This window comes from Runella sp. (genome assembly GCF_965279615.1).
GTDB lineage: Bacteria > Bacteroidota > Bacteroidia > Cytophagales > Spirosomataceae > Runella.
In genome coordinates this window covers 1,132,512-1,155,792 of record NZ_OZ257252.1, presented here as the reverse complement: position 1 = coordinate 1,155,792, position 23,281 = coordinate 1,132,512, and the positions used below count along the sequence as shown (strand labels likewise).

The 23,281-nt window shown below is 43.9% G+C and carries 19 protein-coding genes; 7 read left to right on the top strand and 12 right to left on the bottom strand.

Features of this window, described 5'->3' with window-relative positions:
• On the top strand, positions 1–1,335 hold the full coding sequence (gene mtaB, locus ACQY73_RS05205) for a tRNA (N(6)-L-threonylcarbamoyladenosine(37)-C(2))-methylthiotransferase MtaB (protein ID WP_428662420.1): 1,335 nt from the start codon (positions 1–3) through the stop codon (positions 1,333–1,335).
• 30 nt (positions 1,336–1,365) lie between these two features.
• Here mtaB and ACQY73_RS05200 read toward each other — a convergent pair whose 3' ends face one another.
• Positions 1,366–1,725: a CoA-binding protein gene (locus ACQY73_RS05200; protein WP_428662417.1), complete on the bottom strand. Its 360-nt coding sequence runs from the start codon at positions 1,723–1,725 to the stop codon at positions 1,366–1,368.
• Between the two features lie 115 nt (positions 1,726–1,840).
• On the opposite strand from ACQY73_RS05200, the gene ACQY73_RS05195 reads away from it, so the two are divergent.
• Positions 1,841–2,413, top strand: a complete 573-nt coding sequence (locus ACQY73_RS05195; RefSeq protein WP_428662414.1) for an HNH endonuclease — start codon at positions 1,841–1,843, stop codon at positions 2,411–2,413.
• A gap of 2 nt (positions 2,414–2,415) precedes the next feature.
• Here the strand turns inward: ACQY73_RS05195 and moaA are convergent, their stop codons facing one another.
• Positions 2,416–3,408, bottom strand: coding sequence for a GTP 3',8-cyclase MoaA (gene moaA / locus ACQY73_RS05190; RefSeq protein ID WP_428662411.1), 993 nt, complete (start codon positions 3,406–3,408; stop codon positions 2,416–2,418).
• Positions 3,409–3,718: 310 nt separating this feature from the next.
• On the opposite strand from moaA, the gene aspS reads away from it, so the two are divergent.
• The 3 genes from aspS (at position 3,719) to ACQY73_RS05175 (ending at position 8,368) form a co-directional block, all read left to right on the top strand.
• Complete coding sequence (aspS, locus tag ACQY73_RS05185; protein WP_428662408.1) at positions 3,719–5,476, top strand: aspartate--tRNA ligase; 1,758 nt, start codon at positions 3,719–3,721, stop codon at positions 5,474–5,476.
• Between the two features lie 187 nt (positions 5,477–5,663).
• The gene (locus tag ACQY73_RS05180; protein WP_428662405.1) at positions 5,664–6,836 is read left to right on the top strand and encodes a hypothetical protein; all 1,173 of its coding nucleotides are present in this window, start codon (positions 5,664–5,666) and stop codon (positions 6,834–6,836) included.
• Positions 6,837–6,946: 110 nt separating this feature from the next.
• Positions 6,947–8,368: a hypothetical protein gene (locus ACQY73_RS05175; protein ID WP_428662402.1), complete on the top strand. Its 1,422-nt coding sequence runs from the start codon at positions 6,947–6,949 to the stop codon at positions 8,366–8,368.
• 50 nt (positions 8,369–8,418) lie between these two features.
• On the opposite strand, the gene ACQY73_RS05170 is transcribed toward ACQY73_RS05175, so the two are convergent.
• Complete coding sequence (locus tag ACQY73_RS05170; protein ID WP_428662399.1) at positions 8,419–8,925, bottom strand: metallophosphoesterase family protein; 507 nt, start codon at positions 8,923–8,925, stop codon at positions 8,419–8,421.
• A 91-nt stretch (positions 8,926–9,016) separates the two neighbouring features.
• Here ACQY73_RS05170 and ACQY73_RS05165 point away from each other — a divergent pair, with 91 nt between their 5' ends.
• Positions 9,017–9,616, top strand: coding sequence for a Uma2 family endonuclease (locus tag ACQY73_RS05165; protein WP_428662397.1), 600 nt, complete (start codon positions 9,017–9,019; stop codon positions 9,614–9,616).
• Positions 9,617–9,627: 11 nt separating this feature from the next.
• On the opposite strand, the gene ACQY73_RS05160 is transcribed toward ACQY73_RS05165, so the two are convergent.
• The 8 genes from ACQY73_RS05160 to ACQY73_RS05125 all read right to left on the bottom strand — a co-directional run bounded on the left by ACQY73_RS05160 (position 9,628) and on the right by ACQY73_RS05125 (position 21,117).
• Positions 9,628–10,824 carry an NRAMP family divalent metal transporter gene (locus tag ACQY73_RS05160; protein WP_428662394.1) on the bottom strand — a complete coding sequence of 399 codons (1,197 nt, stop codon included), beginning with the start codon at positions 10,822–10,824 and terminating at the stop codon, positions 9,628–9,630.
• A 164-nt stretch (positions 10,825–10,988) separates the two neighbouring features.
• Complete coding sequence (locus ACQY73_RS05155; protein WP_428662391.1) at positions 10,989–12,671, bottom strand: fatty acid--CoA ligase; 1,683 nt, start codon at positions 12,669–12,671, stop codon at positions 10,989–10,991.
• Between the two features lie 250 nt (positions 12,672–12,921).
• The gene (locus tag ACQY73_RS05150) at positions 12,922–13,887 is read right to left on the bottom strand and encodes a DUF2279 domain-containing protein (protein ID WP_428662388.1); all 966 of its coding nucleotides are present in this window, start codon (positions 13,885–13,887) and stop codon (positions 12,922–12,924) included.
• Between the two features lie 10 nt (positions 13,888–13,897).
• Positions 13,898–15,982 carry a VWA domain-containing protein gene (locus ACQY73_RS05145; RefSeq protein WP_428662386.1) on the bottom strand — a complete coding sequence of 695 codons (2,085 nt, stop codon included), beginning with the start codon at positions 15,980–15,982 and terminating at the stop codon, positions 13,898–13,900.
• Positions 15,983–16,115: 133 nt separating this feature from the next.
• Positions 16,116–16,862: a 3-oxoacyl-[acyl-carrier-protein] reductase gene (gene fabG / locus ACQY73_RS05140; RefSeq protein WP_428662383.1), complete on the bottom strand. Its 747-nt coding sequence runs from the start codon at positions 16,860–16,862 to the stop codon at positions 16,116–16,118.
• A gap of 52 nt (positions 16,863–16,914) precedes the next feature.
• Positions 16,915–17,490 carry a D-sedoheptulose-7-phosphate isomerase gene (locus tag ACQY73_RS05135; protein WP_428662380.1) on the bottom strand — a complete coding sequence of 192 codons (576 nt, stop codon included), beginning with the start codon at positions 17,488–17,490 and terminating at the stop codon, positions 16,915–16,917.
• Positions 17,491–17,585: 95 nt separating this feature from the next.
• Positions 17,586–19,115, bottom strand: a complete 1,530-nt coding sequence (locus tag ACQY73_RS05130) for a maltokinase N-terminal cap-like domain-containing protein (RefSeq protein WP_428662377.1) — start codon at positions 19,113–19,115, stop codon at positions 17,586–17,588.
• A gap of 142 nt (positions 19,116–19,257) precedes the next feature.
• Positions 19,258–21,117, bottom strand: a complete 1,860-nt coding sequence (locus tag ACQY73_RS05125; RefSeq protein WP_428662375.1) for a CocE/NonD family hydrolase — start codon at positions 21,115–21,117, stop codon at positions 19,258–19,260.
• An 81-nt stretch (positions 21,118–21,198) separates the two neighbouring features.
• Here ACQY73_RS05125 and ACQY73_RS05120 point away from each other — a divergent pair, with 81 nt between their 5' ends.
• A complete protein-coding gene (locus tag ACQY73_RS05120) occupies positions 21,199–22,092 on the top strand; it encodes a sugar phosphate isomerase/epimerase family protein (RefSeq protein ID WP_428662373.1) in 894 nt (297 codons plus the stop codon).
• Positions 22,093–22,107: 15 nt separating this feature from the next.
• Here the strand turns inward: ACQY73_RS05120 and ACQY73_RS05115 are convergent, their stop codons facing one another.
• The gene (locus ACQY73_RS05115) at positions 22,108–23,091 is read right to left on the bottom strand and encodes a hypothetical protein (RefSeq protein ID WP_428662370.1); all 984 of its coding nucleotides are present in this window, start codon (positions 23,089–23,091) and stop codon (positions 22,108–22,110) included.
• Positions 23,092–23,281: the final 190 nt, after the last annotated feature.

The window sequence follows — 23,281 nt, the reverse complement described above, 5'->3', positions numbered from 1 at the left end:
ATGAAAAAAGTAGCATTTTATACATTAGGCTGTAAACTTAATTATTCTGAAACGTCCGGTATTTCACGGATGTTTGAGCAGCGGGGGTATAAGAAAGTCGCATTCAATGACCAACCCGATATATTTATTGTCAATACGTGTTCGGTAACCGAAAATGCCGATAAGAAATGCCGTAAGATCGTCCGTGAAGCGCAGGCGATCAATCCGGATGGATATGTGGCCATTATCGGTTGTTATGCTCAGCTTAAACCAAAGGAAATTTCGGAAATTCCGGGTGTGGATGCCGTTTTGGGAGCCGCTGAAAAATTTAGATTGATCGATTTATTGGATGGATTTGTCAAAGAGCCTTCGCAATCCAAAGGGAAAGTGTTTGCCTCGCCCATCGAAGATGCGGTAGATTATCATGTAGCCTATTCGCTCAATGACCGTACGCGTACTTTTCTGAAAGTGCAGGATGGTTGCGACTATCCCTGCGCGTATTGCACTATTCCGTTGGCGCGCGGCAAAAGCCGTTCTGACACCATTGAAAATGTGGTCAGATCAGCTCACGAAATTGCTTCTCGCGGTGTGAAGGAAATTGTGCTGACGGGGGTGAATATCGGCGATTTTGGTCTGCAAAACGGCCAACGAAAAGAAACATTTTTTGAATTGGTCAAAGCGTTGGATGAAGTGGAGGGGATTGAACGCTTCCGTATTTCTTCGATCGAACCCAATTTATTAACGGACGAGATCATCGCTTTTGTGGCTCAATCAAAGCGTTTTGTGCCGCATTTTCATATTCCGCTGCAATCGGGTTCCAATAAAATATTGGGTTTGATGCGCCGTCGTTATCGTCGCGAACTTTACGTGGAGAGGGTCAACAAAATCAAGGAGTTAATGCCGCATTGCTGCATTGGCGTAGATGTGATTGTGGGACATCCGGGCGAAACCAATGATGAGTTTTTGGAAACCTATCATTTTTTAAACGAATTGGATATTTCCTATTTGCACGTTTTTACGTATTCTGAACGCCCCAATACATTGGCGGTTGATATTAAGCCGGTTGTTCCTCAATCACAGCGGGCAGAGCGTTCCAAGATGTTGCATATTTTGTCGGATAAAAAGCGCCGCGCTTTCTATGAAAGCCAATTGGGAAGCGAACGAACCGTTTTATTTGAAGACGAAGTAGTCAATGGGTATATGCAGGGCTTTACCGAAAATTACGTCCGTGTAAGCGTGCAGTATGATCCTTTATTGATCAACGAAATGAAAACGCTCCGTTTGTCAAACATCACTGATGAAGGACTTGTCGAGGCCGAAGAAATAGAAAGTATAGCCCTGTTCGTTCACAGTTAGAGAAGGTCTTTGTGCCTTCTTTAACTGAACCTAATAACGCCCGATCGAGAGTAAGACCAAAGTACACGCTTCTTCTGCCTCAATGCCGTTATTGTTCAAGAGTTGCTCAAATTCAGGATTTTCTGTACCGGGGTTGAAAATTACGCGTTTAGGTTGAAGTGCAAGAATGTAATCATACCATTCGGGTTGGTGTTGAGGCCCAATATAAAGCGTTACAGTATCAATGTCTTTAACTCCAGGTTTTCCGGTTAGGATCTGATTGCCGGCCACTTGCCCTTCTTTCAGTCCCAGCATTACAATGGGGTGACCATGCTGCACCAGTCGATTTGCTGCGAGAAATGAATAACGTGCCGGATTGCCGGAGGCACCAAGAATGAGTGTTTTTTTCATTTTTTTAAGAATTCTGATTTTTTTCAAAACAAAAGTTGCTAAAACGTGTTCTAATCACACCCCTCGAACGTATATATGGTATTTCTTACTAATTTTAACTTTCATTAACGACGCAATGAGTGATAAGAAAGCAATTAATTATTGGAATGAAAAGTGGGTCCCCATTGAGTTTGTGGGAATTGATAATCCACCCCACTATGAAGTCTCTAATTATGGACGCCTTCGTAGTTTTCAGAACGAAGAAAAAAAGGCGGTAATTATCAAAGGCTCGGTAATTCAAGGGTACCGTTCGCTTAATATTCGAATTGCGGGGGGAAAGACCATTAATAAGTACGTTCATAAATTGGTGGCAGAATTGTTTTTGAAACAGGAAAGTGAATTGCACAAGTACGTGATCCATCTTGATTTTGATAAACAAAACAATCGTGCCGAAAACCTCAAGTGGGTCACAAAAGTAGAAATGGTTGACCATAATCGCGAAAATCCGGCAGTCATAAATCGTAAACTTCCTACCCGAACCCGTAATTACAAGCTGACCGAGATCAAAGTCAGAATGATCAAGAAAATGCTGAAAAGCGATAAGAGCCGCTTGAAAATGATTGCGAAACAGTTTGGAATAACACACACGCAACTCAATCGTATACGCTCGGGAGAGAACTGGAAGCACGTGAAAGTAGATGATGAGTAAGGTTAGCCGCCGATCGTTGACATAGATTCCGATACCTCACCCACCGTACGTCTTGCTTCCGCTTCAAAGCCATCTTTGGCCCGGTGTTGAAGTACTTCAAAAATACGTTGCTTTACGCTTTCATCATTCAATCCCTGACGTAACAGGTCTTTGATGTTAAAAACACCGTCATCGTAAAGGCAGGTTTTAAACTGTCCCTGAGGAGTGATCCTCAGGCGATTGCACGTACCGCAGAAGGTTCGACTGAAAGCCGCAATGATTCCAATGGTACCTTTGTGGCCTGGAATCTGATAATTATAAGAAGTGGAAGCGGGAGGGTCCGGCAGTTTATAAATGCCCGGATATGATTTTTTCAGTTCCTCCAGAATTCTGCGATAATTCCAGAATTCCTGATACTCATGAGCACCGTCACCATTGAAAGGCATTTCTTCAATAAAACGCACGCTGACATTGTGTGTGCGCGTAAGTTCTGCCATTGGAATAATATCGTCCGTATTTTTTCCTGACATTACCACGGAGTTTAACTTAGTAGAAATGTTATACTCCTGCAGGGCTTCAAATGTTTGCCAAACTTTCTGAAATTCGTCACGACGGGTAATGTCATAAAATCGCTGACGGTCAAGGGTATCCAAACTGAGATTGACCGATTTGATACCCAATCGCCGGAATTCGGGAATAAGCGGAGCCGTCAGTACGCCGTTGGTGGTAATATTTATTTGACGAAGACCGTCAATTTTATTTATCTCTTCCAAAAATTCCATAATACCGCGCCGAACGAATGGCTCGCCGCCCGTAAGTCGTACTTTGTCGACGCCCATGCTGACCAATATCCGAATCACACGTTCCATTTCCTCCCACGTCAATAAATGCGGTTTGGGAACATATTTGATCCCTTCTTCGGGCATACAATAAAAGCAACGCAGATTGCACCGGTCAGTAACGGCAAGGCGCAGGTAGCTAATGGGACGTCCGTGGTTGTCTATAACGCGGTTCAAGGAGGTTGAAATTTAGTGGCAATTTACCGTTAAACGGAAAGAGTTTATTCAAACCGTTCTCTTCAAAGTAAATAACCAAATTGTTAGTAAACAAGTTTAAAGATAGGGAAGAGATAATTATCGCGCTCAAAATAGTTGGCAATAAACTTGAATTATGGCACAAAAGCAGGTAACAGGGTTAATGTAAGAAGATTATAATTGGAAAATACATGTAAAAAATTGGCATCTACTTTGTACTATTTATAACGAACTCCCATTTATTCCTTACTTTTGCGGCACTTTTTAAAGAAATTAAGAAATAGACTTTTGTATGCTCAGAACGCACACTTGCGGAGAACTCCGTATTTCAGATGTCAGTAAAGAAGTAATTCTCAGCGGTTGGGTACAACGTACACGCGATAAAGGCGGTATGATATGGATCGACCTGCGTGATCGTTACGGTATCACTCAATTAATGCTCGAAGAAGGAAAGACCAATCCGGAGATCATTGCGCAGGCCCGAAACCTAGGCCGTGAATTTGTGGTACAGGCCACCGGCGTAGTGACCGAGCGATTTGCCAAGAATGATAAAATGGCAACGGGAGATATTGAGATAAAATTGACGGGACTGGCGGTGCTGAATCCGGCCAAGTTACCTCCTTTCCAAATTGAAGATAAAACCGACGGCGGTGATGAACTTCGCCTTAAATACCGCTATTTGGATCTGCGCCGTGATATAGTGCGCAAAAATCTGGAACTGCGCCATAAAGTAGCTCAACAAACGCGTCTTTTCATGGACGCTCAGAATTTTATTGAAGTAGAAACGCCCGTTTTGATCAAGTCTACACCGGAAGGTGCCCGCGACTTTGTGGTGCCAAGCCGGATGAATCCGGGCGAATTTTATGCCTTGCCCCAGTCTCCGCAGACCTTCAAACAGTTGTTGATGGTGTCGGGATTTGACCGTTATTACCAGATCGTAAAATGTTTCCGTGACGAAGACCTTCGTGCTGACCGTCAGCCTGAATTTACGCAGATCGACTGCGAAATGTCGTTTGTGACGCAGGAAGACGTATTGCAAATGTTTGAAGGGCTGATTCGTCATTTGTTCAAAGCGGTCAAAGGACTTGATTTGCCGGAAGTTCCGCGCATGACATACGCCGACGCTATGAAGAAATATGGTTCTGACAAGCCGGATGTACGTTTTGGAATGGAGTTTGTAGAACTGAAAGGCGATATTGACGTTACGTCAGGAAAAAATTTCGGCTTGTTCGATTCGGCTGAATTGGTGGTCGGGGTGTGTGCCAAAGGCTGTGCAGAATATACGCGTAAGCAAATAGACGAATTGACCGAATGGGTAAAACGCCCGCAGATCGGCGCCAAAGGATTGATCTATGCCCGCTATAATGCAGATGGAACCATAAAATCATCCGTTGATAAATTTTACAGTGAAGAAGATCTGAAAAAATGGGCGGAAGCATTCGGCGCTGAACCCGGCGACTTGATGCTCATTCTGGCGGGTGAGGCCAACAAAACCCGTAAGCAATTGAACGAACTTCGTTTGGAGATGGGTAGCCGTTTAGGGTTGCGCAATCCTGACGAGTACAAAGTGTTATGGGTGGTAGATTTTCCGCTGTTGGAATACGGAGAAGAAGAGCGGCGTTGGTTTGCCATGCACCACCCGTTTACGAGTCCGAAACCGGAAGATATTCCTTTGTTGACGACCGACTTAGGTGCTGTTCGAGCCAATGCCTATGATATGGTTATCAACGGAACCGAAGTAGGAGGAGGTTCGGTACGGATTTTCCAACGTCCGTTGCAAATGCAAATGTTCGAGATCTTGGGCTTTACGCCTGAAGAAGCGAAAGCACAATTCGGATTCTTGATGGATGCCTTTGAATTTGGCGCGCCGCCGCACGCGGGAATCGCCTTCGGATTTGACCGACTTTGCTCCATCTTTGGAGGGGTTGACTCAATCCGTGATTTTATTGCCTTCCCCAAAAACAATTCAGGCCGCGATGTGATGATCGATTCACCTTCGACCATTGACCAAAAGCAATTGGACGAATTGAAGATTGCGACAAAGGCATAGGCTTTGATTTTATAGAATTTGTAGAAAAAACTCCACACATTTTGTGTGGAGTTTTTTATTTAAAGGTAAAAAAATGAACTCTGCGTCATAAATTGCGCCTTTCGTCCCATTTTTGGGGCGCTGTACAATAATTTTGTTCAACTTCAAGTTTATAAAACGTCCGTTTTAACAGCCCAAATACGCCACTATGAGCCTTTTTGATCGAATCAAAGCCTATTTTAGCCCTGACAACTTCCGAAAAGACCCCGAATTAGTGTCTTTTGCGGAATTGGACCCTCCCAAGACCGAAAGCCCGAAGTTGACCACTGAACTTCCAACGACCTCTTTACCTGTGATTGTGCCGCAAACACGTATCCTGACCGAAGAGACTCCCGCTCCCACCCATACGTGGGATTTTACGCAACCTCAACCCGTACAGCCGACTATTCCCGTGGAATGGCCTTCATGGTTGGAGGATGAAACAATGCTCCGTGATGAAGGCGTTATTTTTGGACTTTCGGAATCAAAACCCGAAGAAAAAGTAGCCATTATCAGGAGCTATTTTGTTCATCAAACAGCTGATTTAGAGTTAGATGTAGAACGTCATGGTGAAAAGATACAGGAATTGAATTTGTTCATTGAACAAAAAGAAACCAAGATCAATGAGCTGAAAGATAAGGCTGCGGAATTGGATGCGCGCCAAAATGAAGGAGAGCACCAATTGCCCCGTACCATTGTAGGCCTGGTGTTTTCTACGGCGATGTGTGTAGGCAATTATTTCCTGATTGCAGATACACTACAGCCTTTGTATTCAAGCAGCCAATGGATAGCCGTTGGAGTGTTTCTGGCAGGGATGTTTAACTTATTTGGAAGAGTCTCACTTTTCCACGATACCGACAGCAATGTGTCGTGGCGCAGACTTTTAGAGGAGGTTGGTATGCCTTTTGCAGCGGCGTTGTTTGTGTTTGTACAAGCGCTTCAAAATCAAACCGTTTGGCGAGCAGTGGCGTTGTTTGTGTTTGTGTTTTTCCTGTTTCTGTTTGCCGGCAAATTGCTCTTGAGCAATATCACCGTACTTCGCAATGATCTGCGGATTTGGCTGACGGGAGCTGACATGAAAAAAGAAAAAACAAGCAAAACAGAAACGTGGGAAGAAGAAACGAATCGTTTGAATGCAGAAATAGATGAACTGCGTATTCAAAAATGGCAGATCATGCCGCATCTGAATCGGGCAGAGGCGGAACTGGCGCGGGTTAATGCACGTCGTGATGCGCTTATCAAATTATTTGAGAGCGAATTTTACCTTGCGCGCCAATTGCGCGACCGTTTGACAGACCGACAAATGAGGGCGATTCAGTCAACCTCAAAAAATCAACAATAAGTAATCAAACGACACAGACTTTCCGAGTTTATGTCTGAATACTTAAAACTTGGAAAGTCTATAATTACCCGGCATAAAATTAGTTGCAAGTTTTTAAAACAAAGAAAGCCATGCAGGAAACAAATAAAGAGCACACCGAAGAATCGGATTTTCAACACGGCTATAACAGCGGGATTGAGGGTTCGGAAAATCGTAATCCCTACGAAAGCTATTTGTCAAGCCAAATTCATTATAATTGGCTTGCCCAACGCATCGACGACCGTCGAAATGATATTCAACGCATCGATAAAGAAATCGAAGAAACGGCCGTAAAGCGCAAAACAGCGTATGACCGTTTGCAGGAATTTGTCCAACGGGTTATAAAAGCAACAAAACGCATTACAGAACTGACTTCTCAACGTGATAAAGTTGATGCAGAAACGGAAGCGTTACGCCATCGCCGTAAAGAAACACAGTCAGAGTATTCGTTGTTGGCGGGTTTCTTTTTCTTCTTTGCGGGTGCTGCTTTTATTTTCGGGGACTTAATTATTTCGCACGAAATTGTGGCGTACGCGCTCAATATTCGGAACAGCAATGAGGCTTGGGCTTTTGCCGTTGGTCTTGCTATGATCTCCATTTTGCTGAAACCGGCCTACGACCGCCTGATTGAAAAGCCGTATGTAGATCAACACACTCAACAGGATCGTAAGCGTTATGCATGGTTCAAAGTAGGTTTGGCAGGGTTCGCTATTGTGACTTTGGGCATTTTGGGTTGGTTTCGTTACGAAGCCTACCGCACTGACAAACTGAAAGAAGCCATTAATAAATCCGTTAAAAACCTTCAATTGGGCGCTACCCCGCTTGATCCCAACAGCACTATTACGCCAAAAGAACAACAGGTATTATTACAAAAAATTGAACAACAGCTTTTGCGTTCCGATGAACTCAATTTGGGGTTGGTCAATAGCCCTTGGGCCTTGGCATCCTTTGTTTTGAGCGGTATTTTATTTGCCTTGGCGGGAGCCGTTTCGCTTGGAATGGCGCTGCCGGTATTACAAAATTTCTGGTATCGTTGGCTCCAGATCGACCCCCGTTTGTGGCGATTGGGACGTCGTCGCCGAAAACTGAACAAAGAGCTACAGGAAGCGGATAAAGATCTGGCTGAGCAGACTACGCAGAAAGATATTTTGGAACATGAACTTCAGCAATTTCAAACGTTGGATGATCTACGGGCTGAGCGTACAAAATTGCGGAATGACTTGGATGAACTCATCGAATCAACGCGTTTGGCACAAACGGACAGTCGGATCGCTTCCTTCAACGATGGTTATGCCAAAGGAGAAATTGCCCGTGAAATGATGAACGAAGAAGAGTTTACGCAATTCCGCAATTCAATGCTTAATACGCATAATTTGGCCCTTAAGGCTTCTTCTTCTGCCGACAGAACCATGAATTACGGCAATGGAAACAGCAATAAACGTACAAATGGCCTTCGTCCTCACCAAATGATTCGTAAGATGATCACGGATGGGTTGGAAGGCGAGAAGGAATAAAAAAGTAATAATTTATAAAAAGAAAGGATGCGGAAACGCATCCTTTCTTTTTATAAGCTACCCCGTTTCCCCAACTCAATGGCTTCCAATTGAGAGATTTTGCCGTTATCCAAGGTAAAGCGCAATACAGTACGAACTTTATGAAATCCTTCACGCCCTGCTGCGCCGGGGTTCATGTACAGCATATTACGAAGTTGAGGATCGCGTATGACGCGCAAAATGTGCGAGTGACCGCAGATGAAAATGTCCGGCGTGTTTTTCTTTAATTCAGGCCTGACCTGAGGATTGTAATTGGGCGGAGCGCCGCCGATGTGGGTCATCCAAATCCGAAATCCTTCGAGTTCAAATCGTTGATGCTCGGGGGCTTGCCATTGCACTTCTTTGGCATCGATATTCCCATAAACGGCACGTAGCGGTTTGAATTTCTCCAGTTTTTCCAAAATTTCGAGATTCCCCAGATCGCCGGCGTGCCAAATCTCATCACAGTCTTTGAAATAGTCAAAAACAGCATTATCTAAATAGGAATGAGTGTCGGAAAGAAGACCAATGCGAGTCATTTCTGGAATTAAGTGAGTTCACCGATATGATTTAGAATGCCAAATAGGGAAGAAAAATTAAAAAAAAGTATCTTTGACTAAAAAATAAGCTATGCTGCCAGCTAAAACCCGTAGGATAATTGAAGGCCCGCGTCGCGTGTCGTTGGAGGCTTATTTCCAATCTGAGGAAAAGGCTTTACACAAACACGAATATCATAATGGAATTATAAGACCGGTGGCAGGAGCAACATTCAATCACAACCGTTTAGCCCAGAAAGCGGCTAATCTAATTGATATTTTCATAGAAGAGAATAATTTTGATTATATCGTAAACAACAGCGATACTAAAATCAGAATTGAACAATATGACAAAGTTGTTTATCCGGACGCAGTAGTAATTTGTGAAAAGCCTGAATTTTTTCAAAACCGTAAAGATACTATAATCAACCCTCTTCTTGTGGTTGAAGTATTGTCAAAGTCTACTGAAGCTATTGACCGTACCACCAAATATGAAATGTATCGAACGTTGCCGAGTTTTAAAGAGTACGTGCTGATCCACCAAGATCGCAAGCATGTTTCAGTTTATACCAAGCAACCCGACGCTACGTGGATCATTCGCGATTACGATAACGACGAGGCTACTGCCGTTTTGTATGCGCTTCATCAATGCCCTTTGTCCTTGAAACGATTGTATAGAGGCTTAGATATGTAGTTGTAAACTTTTTAAATCAATGCTTTAAAAGCCATTCCGCTCATTATCAGCACCACAAGCCAACCCGAAAGTTGCAACCAAACAGGATGTTTGTAAGTCCCTATTAATCGCTTGTTTCGAGCGGCGATGAGCATAACTGCCAAGGCAATGGGTAAAATAAAGCCATTCAATGTCCCGACGAACACCAGAATCTGTACGGGTTTTCCAATCCATAAAAACAAAACGGTCGAAATAACGATAAAACCAACGGTTAAAAAGCGGTGGTTCTTTTCCAATGATGAGTGGAAAGTACGCAGAAAAGAGACCGAAGTATACGCTGAGCCAATGACTGAAGTAATAGCTGCGCTCCACATCAATACCCCAAATAACCGATAGCCTGTTTGCCCGGCGGCCAATTGAAATACCGATGCCGGTGGGTTTTCTTTGCCCAATGTAAGCCCCGCTGTGACGACTCCTAAGGTGGCCAGAAACAAAAAATAACGAATAAAAGAGGTGACCAATATGCCCATTGTAGCACTACGGTTGACCAATGGCAGCGCATCAGCACCTTTAACTCCTGCTTCCAAAAGTCGATGCCCGCCCGCGAAGGTAATATAACCGCCAACTGTTCCACCAACCAGCGTAATAGTGGCAATTGGGTCAAACTTTTGAGGGAAGATTGTTCGGGTAATCGCTTCGCCAATTGGAGGATTAGCGGAAAGAACAACGTAAGCGATCAATATAAGCATCAAGAGACCCAACCATTTGGCGAAATTGTCCATGACTTTTCCGGCTTCAGGCAATAAAAAAATCCCAATGCCGATCAAGGCGCTGATGACCGCGCCGATTTTTACGTCTAAGCCACTCATGACCTCAATACCTAAGCCTGCTCCGGCCACGTTGCCAATGTTGAATGCAAAACCTCCAATGACGATCAATGCAGAAAGCAAATACCCAAGCCCGAAAAACAGATCGTTAGCAATATCCTGCGCTCTCTTTTCGGTGACGGCAATAATGCGCCAAATATTGAGTTGAGCGCCCAGGTCCAGCAAAATGGAAAGGAGAACAACAAAGCCGAAATTGGCTAATAATTTATCGGTAAAAACGGTGGTTTGCGTCAGAAAGCCCGGTCCAACGGCGGAAGTAGCCATAAGGAAGGCCGCGCCGAGAAGGGTAGATTGGGTTTGACGATTAGGGTTTGAAAGTTTGTTCTTTGGTGATGAAGGCATTTTGTAAAGCGTTAGGCAGTTTCCTGATACGGATTACAATAATGGCGATTTTTTGGTAAATAAGCGCGTTTTGCCACACCAAAGGGTTCTTTTTTTAGCTACTTTCGTTATGGCAAAACGGACTTTTAATAAAATTTACAAAGCTTTTATAATAACTTGAATGACTAATTCCTCATGATCATTTCCTTCATTTCGGAACGTATCCGCTTTTTGTCAATTTTACCAACGGAGGTTTTAGGGATTTCGGGAACAAATTTGATTTGGTCCGGAACATACCATCGGTTGATCTCTCCACAATCTACTTTTGCCTGCAAAGTAGATTTAATGCTTTCCGGTGTTAATTTACCTTGATAATCAGGCTTGATAACGAGAATAGCATGCGGTCTTTCCCCCCATTTTATATCGGGAAATCCTACGACAGCCGACTCGGCGACGCCTTCTATTTGTGAAAGCAAATTCTCAATATCCAATGAAGATACCCATTCTCCGCCCGTCTTGATCACATCTTTGACGCGGTCGGCGATGGTGACATAATAATCGGGACCGATAGTAGCAACGTCGCCGGTATGTAGCCATCCGCCGGCCCAAAGCTTTTCCGATGCTTCCGGATCTTTGTAATACCCCTGTGTCATCCACGGTCCACGTGCTACCAATTCGCCCACGGTCTCGCCATCGTGAGGGAGGAAGTTGCCTTCATCATCCATGAGTCGCAATTCAACGAATGGGCCGATTTTTCCCGCTTTTGTTCTAAATTCAAGTTGATCTTCAATGCTTAATTTTTGTTGCTCATCGTTGAGGTGAACAACGGCCATGATCGGTGCCGTTTCCGACATTCCGTACCCTTGCGTTATGTTAATGCCCAGTTCCAATGCAGCCTTGGCCAAACCCCGTGTTAGAGCTGAACCCCCGATCAGTACATTCCAATTGCTCAGGTCAACCTGTTTGGCAATGGGGCTGTTGACCAACATCGTTAAAATAGTTGGCACACAATGCGAGAATGTTACTTTTTCTTTGAGCAACAGCCTAAGCAACATTTCAGGCTCGTAACGGCCCGGATATACCTGTTTGAAATTGAGCATGGTAGCCAACAACGGAAATCCCCAACCATGAACATGGAATAAAGGTGTTATGGGCATATATACATCACGATTATCCAAGGGAAGTGCCCGATAACCCGGGAAATAAGCCAGTAAACAGAATGTATGCATCACTAACTGGCGGTGAGAAAAATAGACGCCTTTAGGGTTGCCCGTAGTGCCGGTGGTATAAAAAGTGGTTGCGATGGAATCTTCCTCAAAATCAGGAAATTCAAATTGGTCGTTTGCATCATTGACCAAACGTTCATATTCTCCCTCTAGTGCAAATGTCGTAGAAATGATCTCTGCGTCAGGGTTTGCATATACTTTGTCACTGATGATAATGTATTTTTCGACGGTAGAAAGTTGTCCTTTAATGGCCTCAAGAAGCGGCACAAAATCCTCATGAACAATCACCACTTTGTCTTCGGCGTGATTCATGGTATATAAAATCTGTGCGGGCGAAAGCCGCACATTGATGGTGTGCAAAATGGCACCCAAACAGGGAATAGTAAAGAAGCACTCCAGGTATCGATGGCTGTCCCAGTCCATAACGGCCACAGTATCACCTGCTTCTACGCCGGCGCTTGTGAGAACATTGGCAAGTTGGCGCACGCGTTTATCAAACGTATGATAATCCATCCTGAATAGATCCCGATACACGATTTCGCGTTGGGGATTGTATCGAACCGCTTGGGCAAGGAGGGTTTTGATCAATAAAGGAGGGTCGTAAGCGGATGAAGCACGGGGAATCAACTTGGTTTTTGCCATGATTTATCAAGGGTTTTTAAGAAAGTAAAGTTATGTTTATTCTTTAAATACTCACAGAAAAGCCAATCTTACCACTTATAAAGGCAAAATTGGCTTTTTAATTTTAGGTACTTTTTGGGTTTGCTTCATTTTTGGCAGTACTGGATAATTTTAAGAACCGGGAAGAGATAAGTGATTTTCAGAAGAAGCAACAGCGCGTACATAAAATCACTATGTGCATTATTTGCACAAACTTAAGTCGACTTATTTCTCAAAAATACAGCCAATGCCCTTTCCAACCTTGCTTTCGGTTGAATTCCAGAGCAGGAGCAGGGACTTTGAGGGTATTGAGCAGGAAGAAAAGTGTTTTAAGCCCTTTGTGGCGCGTAGGAATGCGGCGAAAATCAATGTCCAGCGACAGGTAATATTGGCGATAGGGGTCATAACCCAACGATTGACTCTTCTCTATTTCGGCACCAACCATATTATGAATTCCGTAGCCGAGCGATACACTGAGCCATTTGGGAATGTTGGAATGCGGCGCAAAAGAAGATAAATTTACTGAAAACCAGTACGTTTGGCCGTTGTAATCCTTGAGCCACTGCTCACTAAAGTTTCGTCCTAAAAGTTCCGGACGTATTTTAGCGAGAGAGGTAGGAGAGAAAGAAAACTTTGGAGTGATGCGTTCTTCACCCCATAATGCATACTGACCCAAATAGAGCGATGGCCCCATGATGTTGGCAACCATATCGCTGGGTGAAAACCCATACGTTGGATACTGAAATCCATCTAAAATCTCAATGGGTGTCAGAAACAGGAAACCGGATAATGCGCCATACAAAGCTGCCTGGCGGTTAGTGATTCCGGTTTGTTTGTAGATGGCAGCGGTGTGGCGACATATCTGATAGGCCGTAAAAAAATGCCCGACTTTGTCGAGCTGTTTCCATTCGTGGGCATCGTCGTTGATGCTGAAATGCGTGAAAGGTGTTTTGTACCATGCTTTACTCAGACCGTAGATAGAGGCCGAATAAGCAACAGACTCGCCCGCCAAAAGCCACCGTAAAGCACGATAGTTAGGACGTGTGGTATCAGCTTGGGCGAATGCGTCAGAACCGAAAAATGATAAATGCAAAATGTAAAACAGAAAAAGGAATTGATTTGTCGTGCTGAAAATACCTGAGCAACTGCGCCAAAAGAGAAGATAAGTCCTTTCAGGACGACAAAATTGTTTTTCCATAATACTCAACTCAATAACTCCCTTGGTATTTACGCGTTCCCCATTCCAGCGTAACCAGAAGCAATAGAAGGAAAAATAACCACTTGTTTTGAATCAATTCCGAAAGATCTTCGGTACTGTCAAGGCGGTCAACGGCTTTATTTTTAAGCAAATAGTCTTTCAAGCTTTCGATTTGGTTTGCTTTAACAAATTGACCGCCGGACTGTTGGGCAAGAGCGCGCAGCATACCATAATCAGCCGTATGATTTAACGATTCGAGTGCCAGATCGCGAACGATGAATTGTCCTGTTACGGTTTCAATTTTGTTGTTAAGACTGGTAGTCGCTTTGAATTGGTGCACCCCCTGTTTAAGTCCGCTCAATTCAAAGCGCGAATTTCCTTCACCGTTGGTATACGTATAAGGTTGCAGTTTGCCCTTTTCATCCGTGATTTCGAGGCGGATACTTTGGCCGTATATTTTTTCGTAAATATCGTTGTAAACCTCCGTTTCAAACGTCACTTTATCGCCCACATTATACTCATTGGCCAGCGGATATACCCTGAATTTGCGTTTGTCTTCTTTGACCGAAATGAGTTGAATCACTTTTTGCAGCAACTCATCGACCGCTTCCTGCTTGTCGGTGAGGGCGTATTCTTCCAAGCGCCATTGCCAGATTCCTTCACCGACAAGTACCGCCGATTTGCGGGCACCACCGGTATTTAAGATCAACAAAGGTTTGTTGGTGCGCAGATTGCCGACATTTTGATACAGGATCGTTTCACTGCCGGGCATCAGGCGATATTCACCGAACGGCACGGTCAGTGGCGGCATTTTTTCCAAAATACTGAGTTTATCAGCATCCAGATTCAACAGTTTGAAGTTGGGATTAAAACGGCCCGATACCTTATCAATTTGCCCCGGGTTGGAAATGACCGTTACGGCAGAGTTTAACTGGCTGACTTTGGTAGTATTGGATTGGGTCCCTAAAATAAAGAAAACAGGCGTATTGTCGCGCTGAAGGTAGCGCTGGAGAATATCGCCGCCAATGTTAAACAGATCCGGCAGTTGATGAAGAATGATCAGATCGTATTTTTTTTCGGCAAACGTTTCGGCGGCCGGATTCACCCCGAAAATTTTAACATCTACTTCGTAATTCAGGTTTTTTTCAAGAATAGTTCGGATAGCTTTGATATCGGGGTGCGTGGCCAAGGCCAGCATCAGGACTTTTTCTTTGCCGTCGATGATGTCAATGTATACATCGCGGTGGTTATTACGGGTTGTAAATTCACCTTTCAACGGTTCTACATCCAATGTATAATGTTGAACGCCTTTTTGAGTGGAAGAAGTTTGGAACGAAACCTGTTTAAAATCTTCTTTTTGACCAAACGCGATGCGTTGTGTACTGATCGTACTTCCATTTTGGCGCAACGAAACAGTAGCTGTTTGTCCCTGAAAACCGCTCGCCGTAATGTCTGCCTGAATAGGAAACTGATTACCTAAATAAGCAATTTTATTAGCCGAAATGGCTTTGATGCTTACGTCTCGCTTAGGAAGAGTATCGCCTACCCCAATGCTGTGGATACGAAATGGATAATTGCTGTACGTAGGAGCAAGGCCCTGATTACTAATGCCATCCGTCAACAGTACCACGTCGGTCAGGTTGCGGCCTTCGTAATTGCTTTTGGCGCTGTTCAACAAATTCGACAGATTGGTGGTGGTTCGGTCAAATTTCAGCTTGGCAAGTTCATCTTGGTAATTTTCACTATTGAGTGTTTGAACGGCCACTTCGAGCCCTTCATCCGCCAGTGCTTCGCGAAGATTATTGAGGGCCGTTAATGTTTTGGGGCCATCGTTGGTCATTGATTCCGAATTATCAATCGCTATCACCACTTTTGGTTTGTCAACGAGCGTTTGAATGCTGCGCAGCAGCGGATTAAGCAGTAAAAAGGCAATGATGCTCACAAGCGCTCCCCGCAAAATGGCCAATCCGGTATTAAGAAGTTTACTCCATACAGGCTTGGGTTGGTAGAGAAAAAACGCATAAGCTGCGCCCAATAACAAGCAAAATCCGACGTACCAGGGAGAAGTTTGAAAGATAATTTCGGTTAAAAGCATTTGTATGGTGTTTGTCTTAGTGGGTCGTTAGTCAAAGGTCGTTTGCCGCCCGAGGTCGGCCATTGTTCATAATGAAAAAGGGTTAATGCGTACTCACTGATAAGACGGTGGACGATTGACTAACGACGCCAAATTACATAACCATACCGCCGTCTACCTGCAATACTTGGCCGGTAATGTATTTAGACAAATCTGATGCCAAAAATACGACGCAATCGGCTACTTCTTCGGGTTGGCCGCCGCGCTTGAGTGGAATATTTTGTTTCCATTCCTCGATGGCTTTCTCGTTCAGCTCACCTGTCATTTCGGTTTCTATAAAACCCGGTGCAATGGCGTTAGAACGAATATTTCGAGAGCCGAGTTCTTTCGCCACTGATTTTGTAAATCCGATGATACCTGCTTTTGAAGCGGCATAGTTGGCCTGTCCGGCATTGCCTGTCAGACCTACCACCGACGTAAGGTTGATGATAGAACCGCTGCGGGCTTTCATCATGACGCGTGTCACGGCTTTGGTCAAATTAAAGACAGACTTTAGATTAACGCGAATTACTTCATCCCATTGTTCTTCTGTCATACGCATTAATAAACCGTCGCGCGTAATGCCTGCATTGTTCACTACAATATCAACAGTTCCGAAGTCGGCCACTACTTGAGCGATGAGGTCTTCCGCCGATTTGAAATCGGAAGCATCGGAGCGATACCCTTTGATCTTGGTGCCAAATTGTTGGAGTTCTTCTTCTAACGCTTGGCCTTTTTCAACACTTGATAAATACGTAAATGCTACCTGTGCGCCTTCCTGAGCAAACCGAGTGGCGATGGCTTTCCCGATTCCGCGAGATGCACCCGTTACGATAGCTACTTTGTTTTGTAAAAGAGACATTTATGAAATAGTAATTGGGTGAATCTTTTTAACGTTGTTGGTTTTCTTATGATTATTTCGGAAATACGTTGGCTTCAACGATCTCGCACATGATATGTCCGAGTAATATATGACATTCCTGAATGCGAGGAGTATCTTTGGAAGGAATATTCACCAAAAATGTACTCACTTCTTTCATTTTTCCGCCGGTTTCACCCGTCATGCCTACCGTGATCATTCCCAGTTCGTTAGCAACTTCCAATGCTTTGATCACATTGGTTGAATTACCGGAGGTCGAAATCCCTACCAGAACATCGCCTTCCCGGCCCATGGCCTGAATCATTCTTGAATAAATAACATCGTAACTGTAATCATTGCCCACGGCTGTTACATAGGAAGAATTGACGTGCAGTGCTTCTGAATACAACGGCGGACGGTCGTAATAAAAGCGACCGCTGAATTCGGCGGCTAAGTGTTGCGCGTCGGCAGCACTGCCGCCATTACCGCAAAAAAGCACTTTTTTGCCATTTTTAAAAGCAGTTGTCATGGCTTCGGCTACATCGGCAACCGTATCAAGAAGGGTTTGGTCAGACAGGACGCGATTTTTGGTATCAATAGAGGCTTGTACGATGGATTGAATGTTGATCATTAAAATGGTTATTTAATCAGGTGGCAAAAATAGTAAACTTCGTTTAAACTTCCCGAAAGTTTTGAACGAGTCGTCCGGCCTTTCGAGATGTTAATTTAAGAAACCCCTAAACGACTGATTCGTACTATCGGCTCTTTTAATTTCTCTATTTCCCGAATCACTTCCACAATTCCCCGTAAGGGAATATTTACCCACGACGGGCGATAACTGATCTCATACCCAAGCTCATACACCGCTTTTTCCAACAGGAAGAACAGCAGTAAAAAGTTAATTTCATTTTGACTTTTGAACAGCGGATGAGGCCAACCAAATGCTTCCAAATAGGCTTCCAAATAGGTATCTCGCATGAGTTTGTACCAACGGTCCGACACAACCTGAAGCTTTTCGGGGGAAATATATTTGGTTTCGTTGCTGTCAAAAAGCTTCGCACTGACGGCATAATGATAGCTCCGGATCATACCCGCAACATCCTTAAATGGGCTATGCTTGATTTTACGTTCGGCAATGGTCGCTTCAGGCTCGCCTTCAAAATCAATGATGATAAAGTCGCCGTTTTGGGTAAGTACCTGTCCCAAATGATAATCTCCATGAATCCGAACGCGTAGAGATTCCAGTGGACGTGTGAGCATTTCATGGGCAAAATCATCGATTAACTCACGCGCTTCCATAAAGATCCACGCCAATCGTTGCGTAGGTTCGTCCAATTTTTGATAATTATCGATCAACAACGCATAGCGACGGTCGAGAAGGTCAGTGAGGCGACCAAGCAAAAATGCCCGGTAAGAAGCATCAAATGCTTCAGGAGCAAACGCTTCTTCGGCACCGGGTGCATACAAGCCGAGGTGCATTTCACCCGTACGTTTGCCAAGTAGGGCTACCTGCTCAAAAACTCCTTCTTTAATGCTAAACAAGCCACTCGGAACGCCGTACATGAAATCGTTGAGAAAATCGCCCGTCAAGACCCAATTGTCTTTGTCGGCGCGGATAGCTTGTTGCATCATGCCGAGCGTAACGTCGGGCAGCCCTTTACGTTGCCAGGTAATGCTGCCGGCATAAGCAGGAATATTGCTGAAACCGGAATGTTGGGTTAAAAAACTCACCATTTCAACCTCGGGGTTGGTTTGGTCGAAAAGTTTTCGGTAGAGTTTCAGAAAATATTTTCCACCAAACAACATCGCTGAATTGCTTGAATCGACCGGTAATACCCAACTGTCGATGCTTTCCGGGGTATCGGACTCGGAGAGGCCTTTGCCTTTCTGTGATGTGAGCAGTGAAGAACCGGAAATAAGATGCGAACTTTTGAAAATGTTCGTGTATAATTCCTTTCTGAATCCTTCATCATAAATGGCATCGATCAACTGTGTCGAATCCGTTTTCTCAAGAATGCCTTTTTCGGGAATTTCGGTGTTGTGAGAAACTTCAGTAAGCGGCAATTGGTAAAACTCAGAAGGACCGTCGTAGTAAGAAACTTCAACGATCATAATGCAGGCATTGCCAAAAGGCAACGAATGTTGAACCTGAAACTCTTTCTGTGCACGTGCTTTCCCCGCAAACCAGCGACAGGTATTGAAATAGTTTGGGAAAACGTTGGTTTCCAAATGGTTAATATAGTTATCGTTTATCATGAGCGGTTAAGTGTTAATGCAGGTTCTTGGAATACAATAGATACGTTTTGCCGACAAAAAATAGAGCAAAAAATCAAAAAAACAGCCGCTTTTACGCTAAAAAAAGCACGAGACGTTGTCCCGTGCTTTTCATTGGAGGCAATTACTTCACCGTTCCAACGTGCAAATGCGAGTCGTGCTGACTGCTGTGGTAAATGCGAATCGTTGCTTTCTGAAAATCTTTTTCGTCGGCTTCCGGAATAGACATAAACTTTTGAGGGTTACGATCTACCAACGGAAACCACGAGCTTTGAATCTGTACCATGATCTTATGCCCTTTTTTGAACGTATGTAATATATCCGGCATGCGTACTTTTACATCCGTAACCTGATTCGGCACAAAAGGTTCAGGCTTTTCGAAACTGTTGCGGAATTTGCCGCGTAAAACTTCGGCCCGTACCAATCGTTGATAACCCGCCATCGTTAAATTCTTAGGATTTGGGGTTGGATTGGGGGTTTCATCCGGTAAAACATCGATCAGTTTTACAATAAAATCGGCATCGGTTCCCGTGGTGGAAGCAAAGAAATGCGCCGTCATGGGGCCGGCAAAGGTTACATCTTCGGTAAGTGCCTCGGTTTCATACGAAAGTACATCCGGACGACGCGCCGCAAAACGTTGATCTTCAACGACGTATTGATTATTTCTGCGGGCAAAAATCCCATCAGTATACGGAACAGGCTTGGCAGGATCGCTCACGTATTCGTCAAAACCGTCTTTTTCAACGGTGTCATTCCATGACAGTTTTCCGTTAGCCTGAAAGTGAAGTTCTTTCTTTTCACCGTTCTTTGGGGGCCATGTCTCAAAGGTTTTCCATTCGTTCGTGGCGGTATTGAAAAGAGTCGCTTCGGCGGCGGTCCATTGCCCTTTGTCTTTCAGGTAATAATTGAAGAACTTAAGTTCCAGTTCTTCCTGAAAATACTTGGAGGTATTTGCGCCAAAGTTTAAGGTGCCGAATTCTGTCCACTCGGGCCGTGACCAGGCACCGTGCGTCCAAGGGCCCATGACCAATTGATTTTTGTTAACAGGCGTTTGTTTTTCAATGGCTTCGTACGTGCGCAATGCACCGAAAAGGTCTTCGGCATCAAACCAACCGCCTACCACGAGTGTAGCGGGCTTGACGTTTTTCAGCGCCGGACGAATGTTGCGCGATTTCCAATAGTCGTCATAAGTTTCATGTTGAAGATACTCGTTCCAAATGCGCCCTTTATTGTTGAAGAACTTTTCGCCGTTGGCATTTTTGAGTGGGCCAAGTTTCAGGAAAAAATCATACGCATCTTTGGTGCGGTTGCTGAAAAGCCCATTATAGTTTTGGACAGGTTTGTCGGGCTGTGCGTCAAAATAACTGAGAAAATTAAAGTTGTCGAGCAGGAAAAATGCGCCGTTGTGGCGGGCATCATCGCCCACAAATTCATCCGTTACAGGTGCTTGCGGCGATACGGCTTTAATAGCGGGATGGGCGTCAGGCAAGGCTGCGGAAGCGTAAAAGCCCGGGTATGAAATGCCGGTAATGCCAACGCGGCCGTTGTTTTGCGGTATATTTTTCAGCAACCATTCCACCGTATCGTACGTATCGGTGCTTTCGTCAGTGTCTTTGGGTGTTTTTTTGTTGAATTTGTGCGGGGTCATTTCTTCAAATTTTCCTTCGCTCATATACCGCCCGCGCACATCCTGGGTTACAAAAATGTACTTTTCTTCCGATAAAAGCTTGCTCGGACCGGGGCCGTTATCGGCATAGTTGGCTTCGCCGTATGGTCCCGCCGAGTAAGGGGTACGCTCCATCAGAATCGGGTACTGCCGGCTCTTATCTTTTGGTATATAAATGACCGTATAAAGCTTGATGCCGTCGCGCATGGTGATCTGACGGTCCCATTTTTCGAAGTTGTCTTTAACAAAATTGGGGGTTTGGGTGTAGCTGTAATGTGTCCAAAAAAGTGCGATCAGAAGGGATAAGAATGTTTTCATACAGTATTTTAGATGACGAGTGTTGTTTTGACAAAAGTAGAATAAAATCAAAAGGTTCAGCATGAATTTTATCGTAAAACTATGAACGTTCAATCACACCGCAGAACATTTCTTAAAGCATTGGCCGGTATATCATTGGCGACACTTCCGAGTCCAGGTACGGCCGCACATTTATCGTTAAAAAACAGGAAGCTCAAAACCGGTCTGAATGCGTATTCATTCAACGCGCCGCTGATGAATAAGTCGATGAACTTAGACGATCTCATTGATTTTTGTGCCGGCGTTGGATTTGATGGCGTAGATATTACAGGTTATTATTTTGATGGCTATCCGAATGTTCCTTCCAACGAAACCATCTTTCACGTTAAACGACGTGCTTTTCGGCAGGGGTTGGAGATCAGCGGGACGGGTGTTAGAAATGATTTTACGATTGCTGACAAAGAAAAACGGAAGAAAGAAGTTCAACTGGTTAAAAACTGGGTAGAAGTGGCCGCAAAACTGGGTGCGCCGGTGTTGCGTATTTTTTCAGGAACGCAAAAAAATGAAGGAATTCCGCGCGAGCAAATCACCGATTGGATGCTGAAAGACATTGAAACGTGTGTTGAATACGGCAAACAAAACGGCGTGATCATCGGCTTTCAAAATCATTACGATTTTATCCAAACCGCCGACCAAGTAATTCCGTTGTTTGAAGCGATTCCTTCGGAGTGGTTTGGGCTTATTCTCGATACGGGAAGTTATCGCATCGGTGACCCTTACAAAGAAATCGAACGTACCATTAAGTATGCCGTTAACTGGCAGTTGAAAGAGCGGATATATGTAAACGGCCAAGAGGTTGATACCGATTTGGGGAGGGTGATCGATCTCATTAAAGCATCTCAATACCAAGGTTTTATTCCTATTGAAACCCTCGGTGCCGGCGATCCGAAAGTGAAAGTAGAGGCCATGTTGGCAAGGGTGAAAAAATACCTTTAGAGCAATGCTTTTATTCTACTTTAGAACATCATAAGCGGTGCTTTCATCTTTTACCCATTCTTCTTTGGGTTGAGAAAGTGTGCTTACAAAAATCGTTTGGAGTTTATTGTTAGTGCAAGTTAACAGTTGCAGAGCGGTATTTTTGCTTACATCCAAAGCTATCAGTTCATTACTGTCACAATAAAGACTATCCAGTTTTTTATTTAAAGTCGTATCCAAAGAAGATAGAAGGTTGTCTCGGCAGTTAAGATTTTCCAGAGATATGTTCTTGCTTATGTCTAAGCTATGCAACTGATTTTCACTGCAATTGATGATTTCAAGTGCCGTATTCTTACTCAAGTCCAAGGAGGTTAACTGATTATGAAAGCATTCCAATTCGATCAACGCCGGATTGTTATTTGTATCCAACGTTTGCAATTGATTTTCATCACACCACAATATGGTTATGGCGGCATTGTTGCTTATCTCTATGGTTTGAAGTTGGTTTTCATAACAATGCAGTACGACCAACTCGGTATTGTTATAAACATCTAAGGTTTGAAGGGCATTAGACCCGCACCGGAGTTCTTTTAAAGCAGCCAGAGAGCTTACTTCCAGCGTAGTCAGTTCATTTTCGTCGCAATTGAGTTTTTCCAATAGTGCATTACTGCTGAGGTCTAAACGGCTTAACTTATTGGTGTTGCAGGCAAGCGTTGTTAAAGCGGTAAGTGTATTTACATTCAACGTTGTCAGTTGATTCTTTGAACAATCTAATTCCTGTAAATTAACAAACGCTTCGATGCCGTTGAGGCTCCGAATATCCTGATCGGCAACATTCAATTGCGTCACTTTTTCGACCCGTTCTACGGAGATGGTTTTATCGTTTATATCAATGATCCCTGATCTGATCAAAGCATTTTTAAAATTTTTGTCAGCTATAATACTACCTGCCGGTTGCTGATTGTCAGAAGGATTTGAAGGTGAAAAAAAGTTAGTGAGGTAGCGGATAATTGCATTCATAATAATGGTGGCTTTTGGGGTATAGATAGGTGATTGTTTACAAAAATAAACGATTAAATAACAGTTTGTTATCCTTTCAGAAGTATCCCAATCACAAACTTTCATATAAAGGTGTTAAGGATAATTAATTATCAGTATATAAAATTGAATTATTCCGATAAAAAACTGCCATATTTTACTAATGTGAACA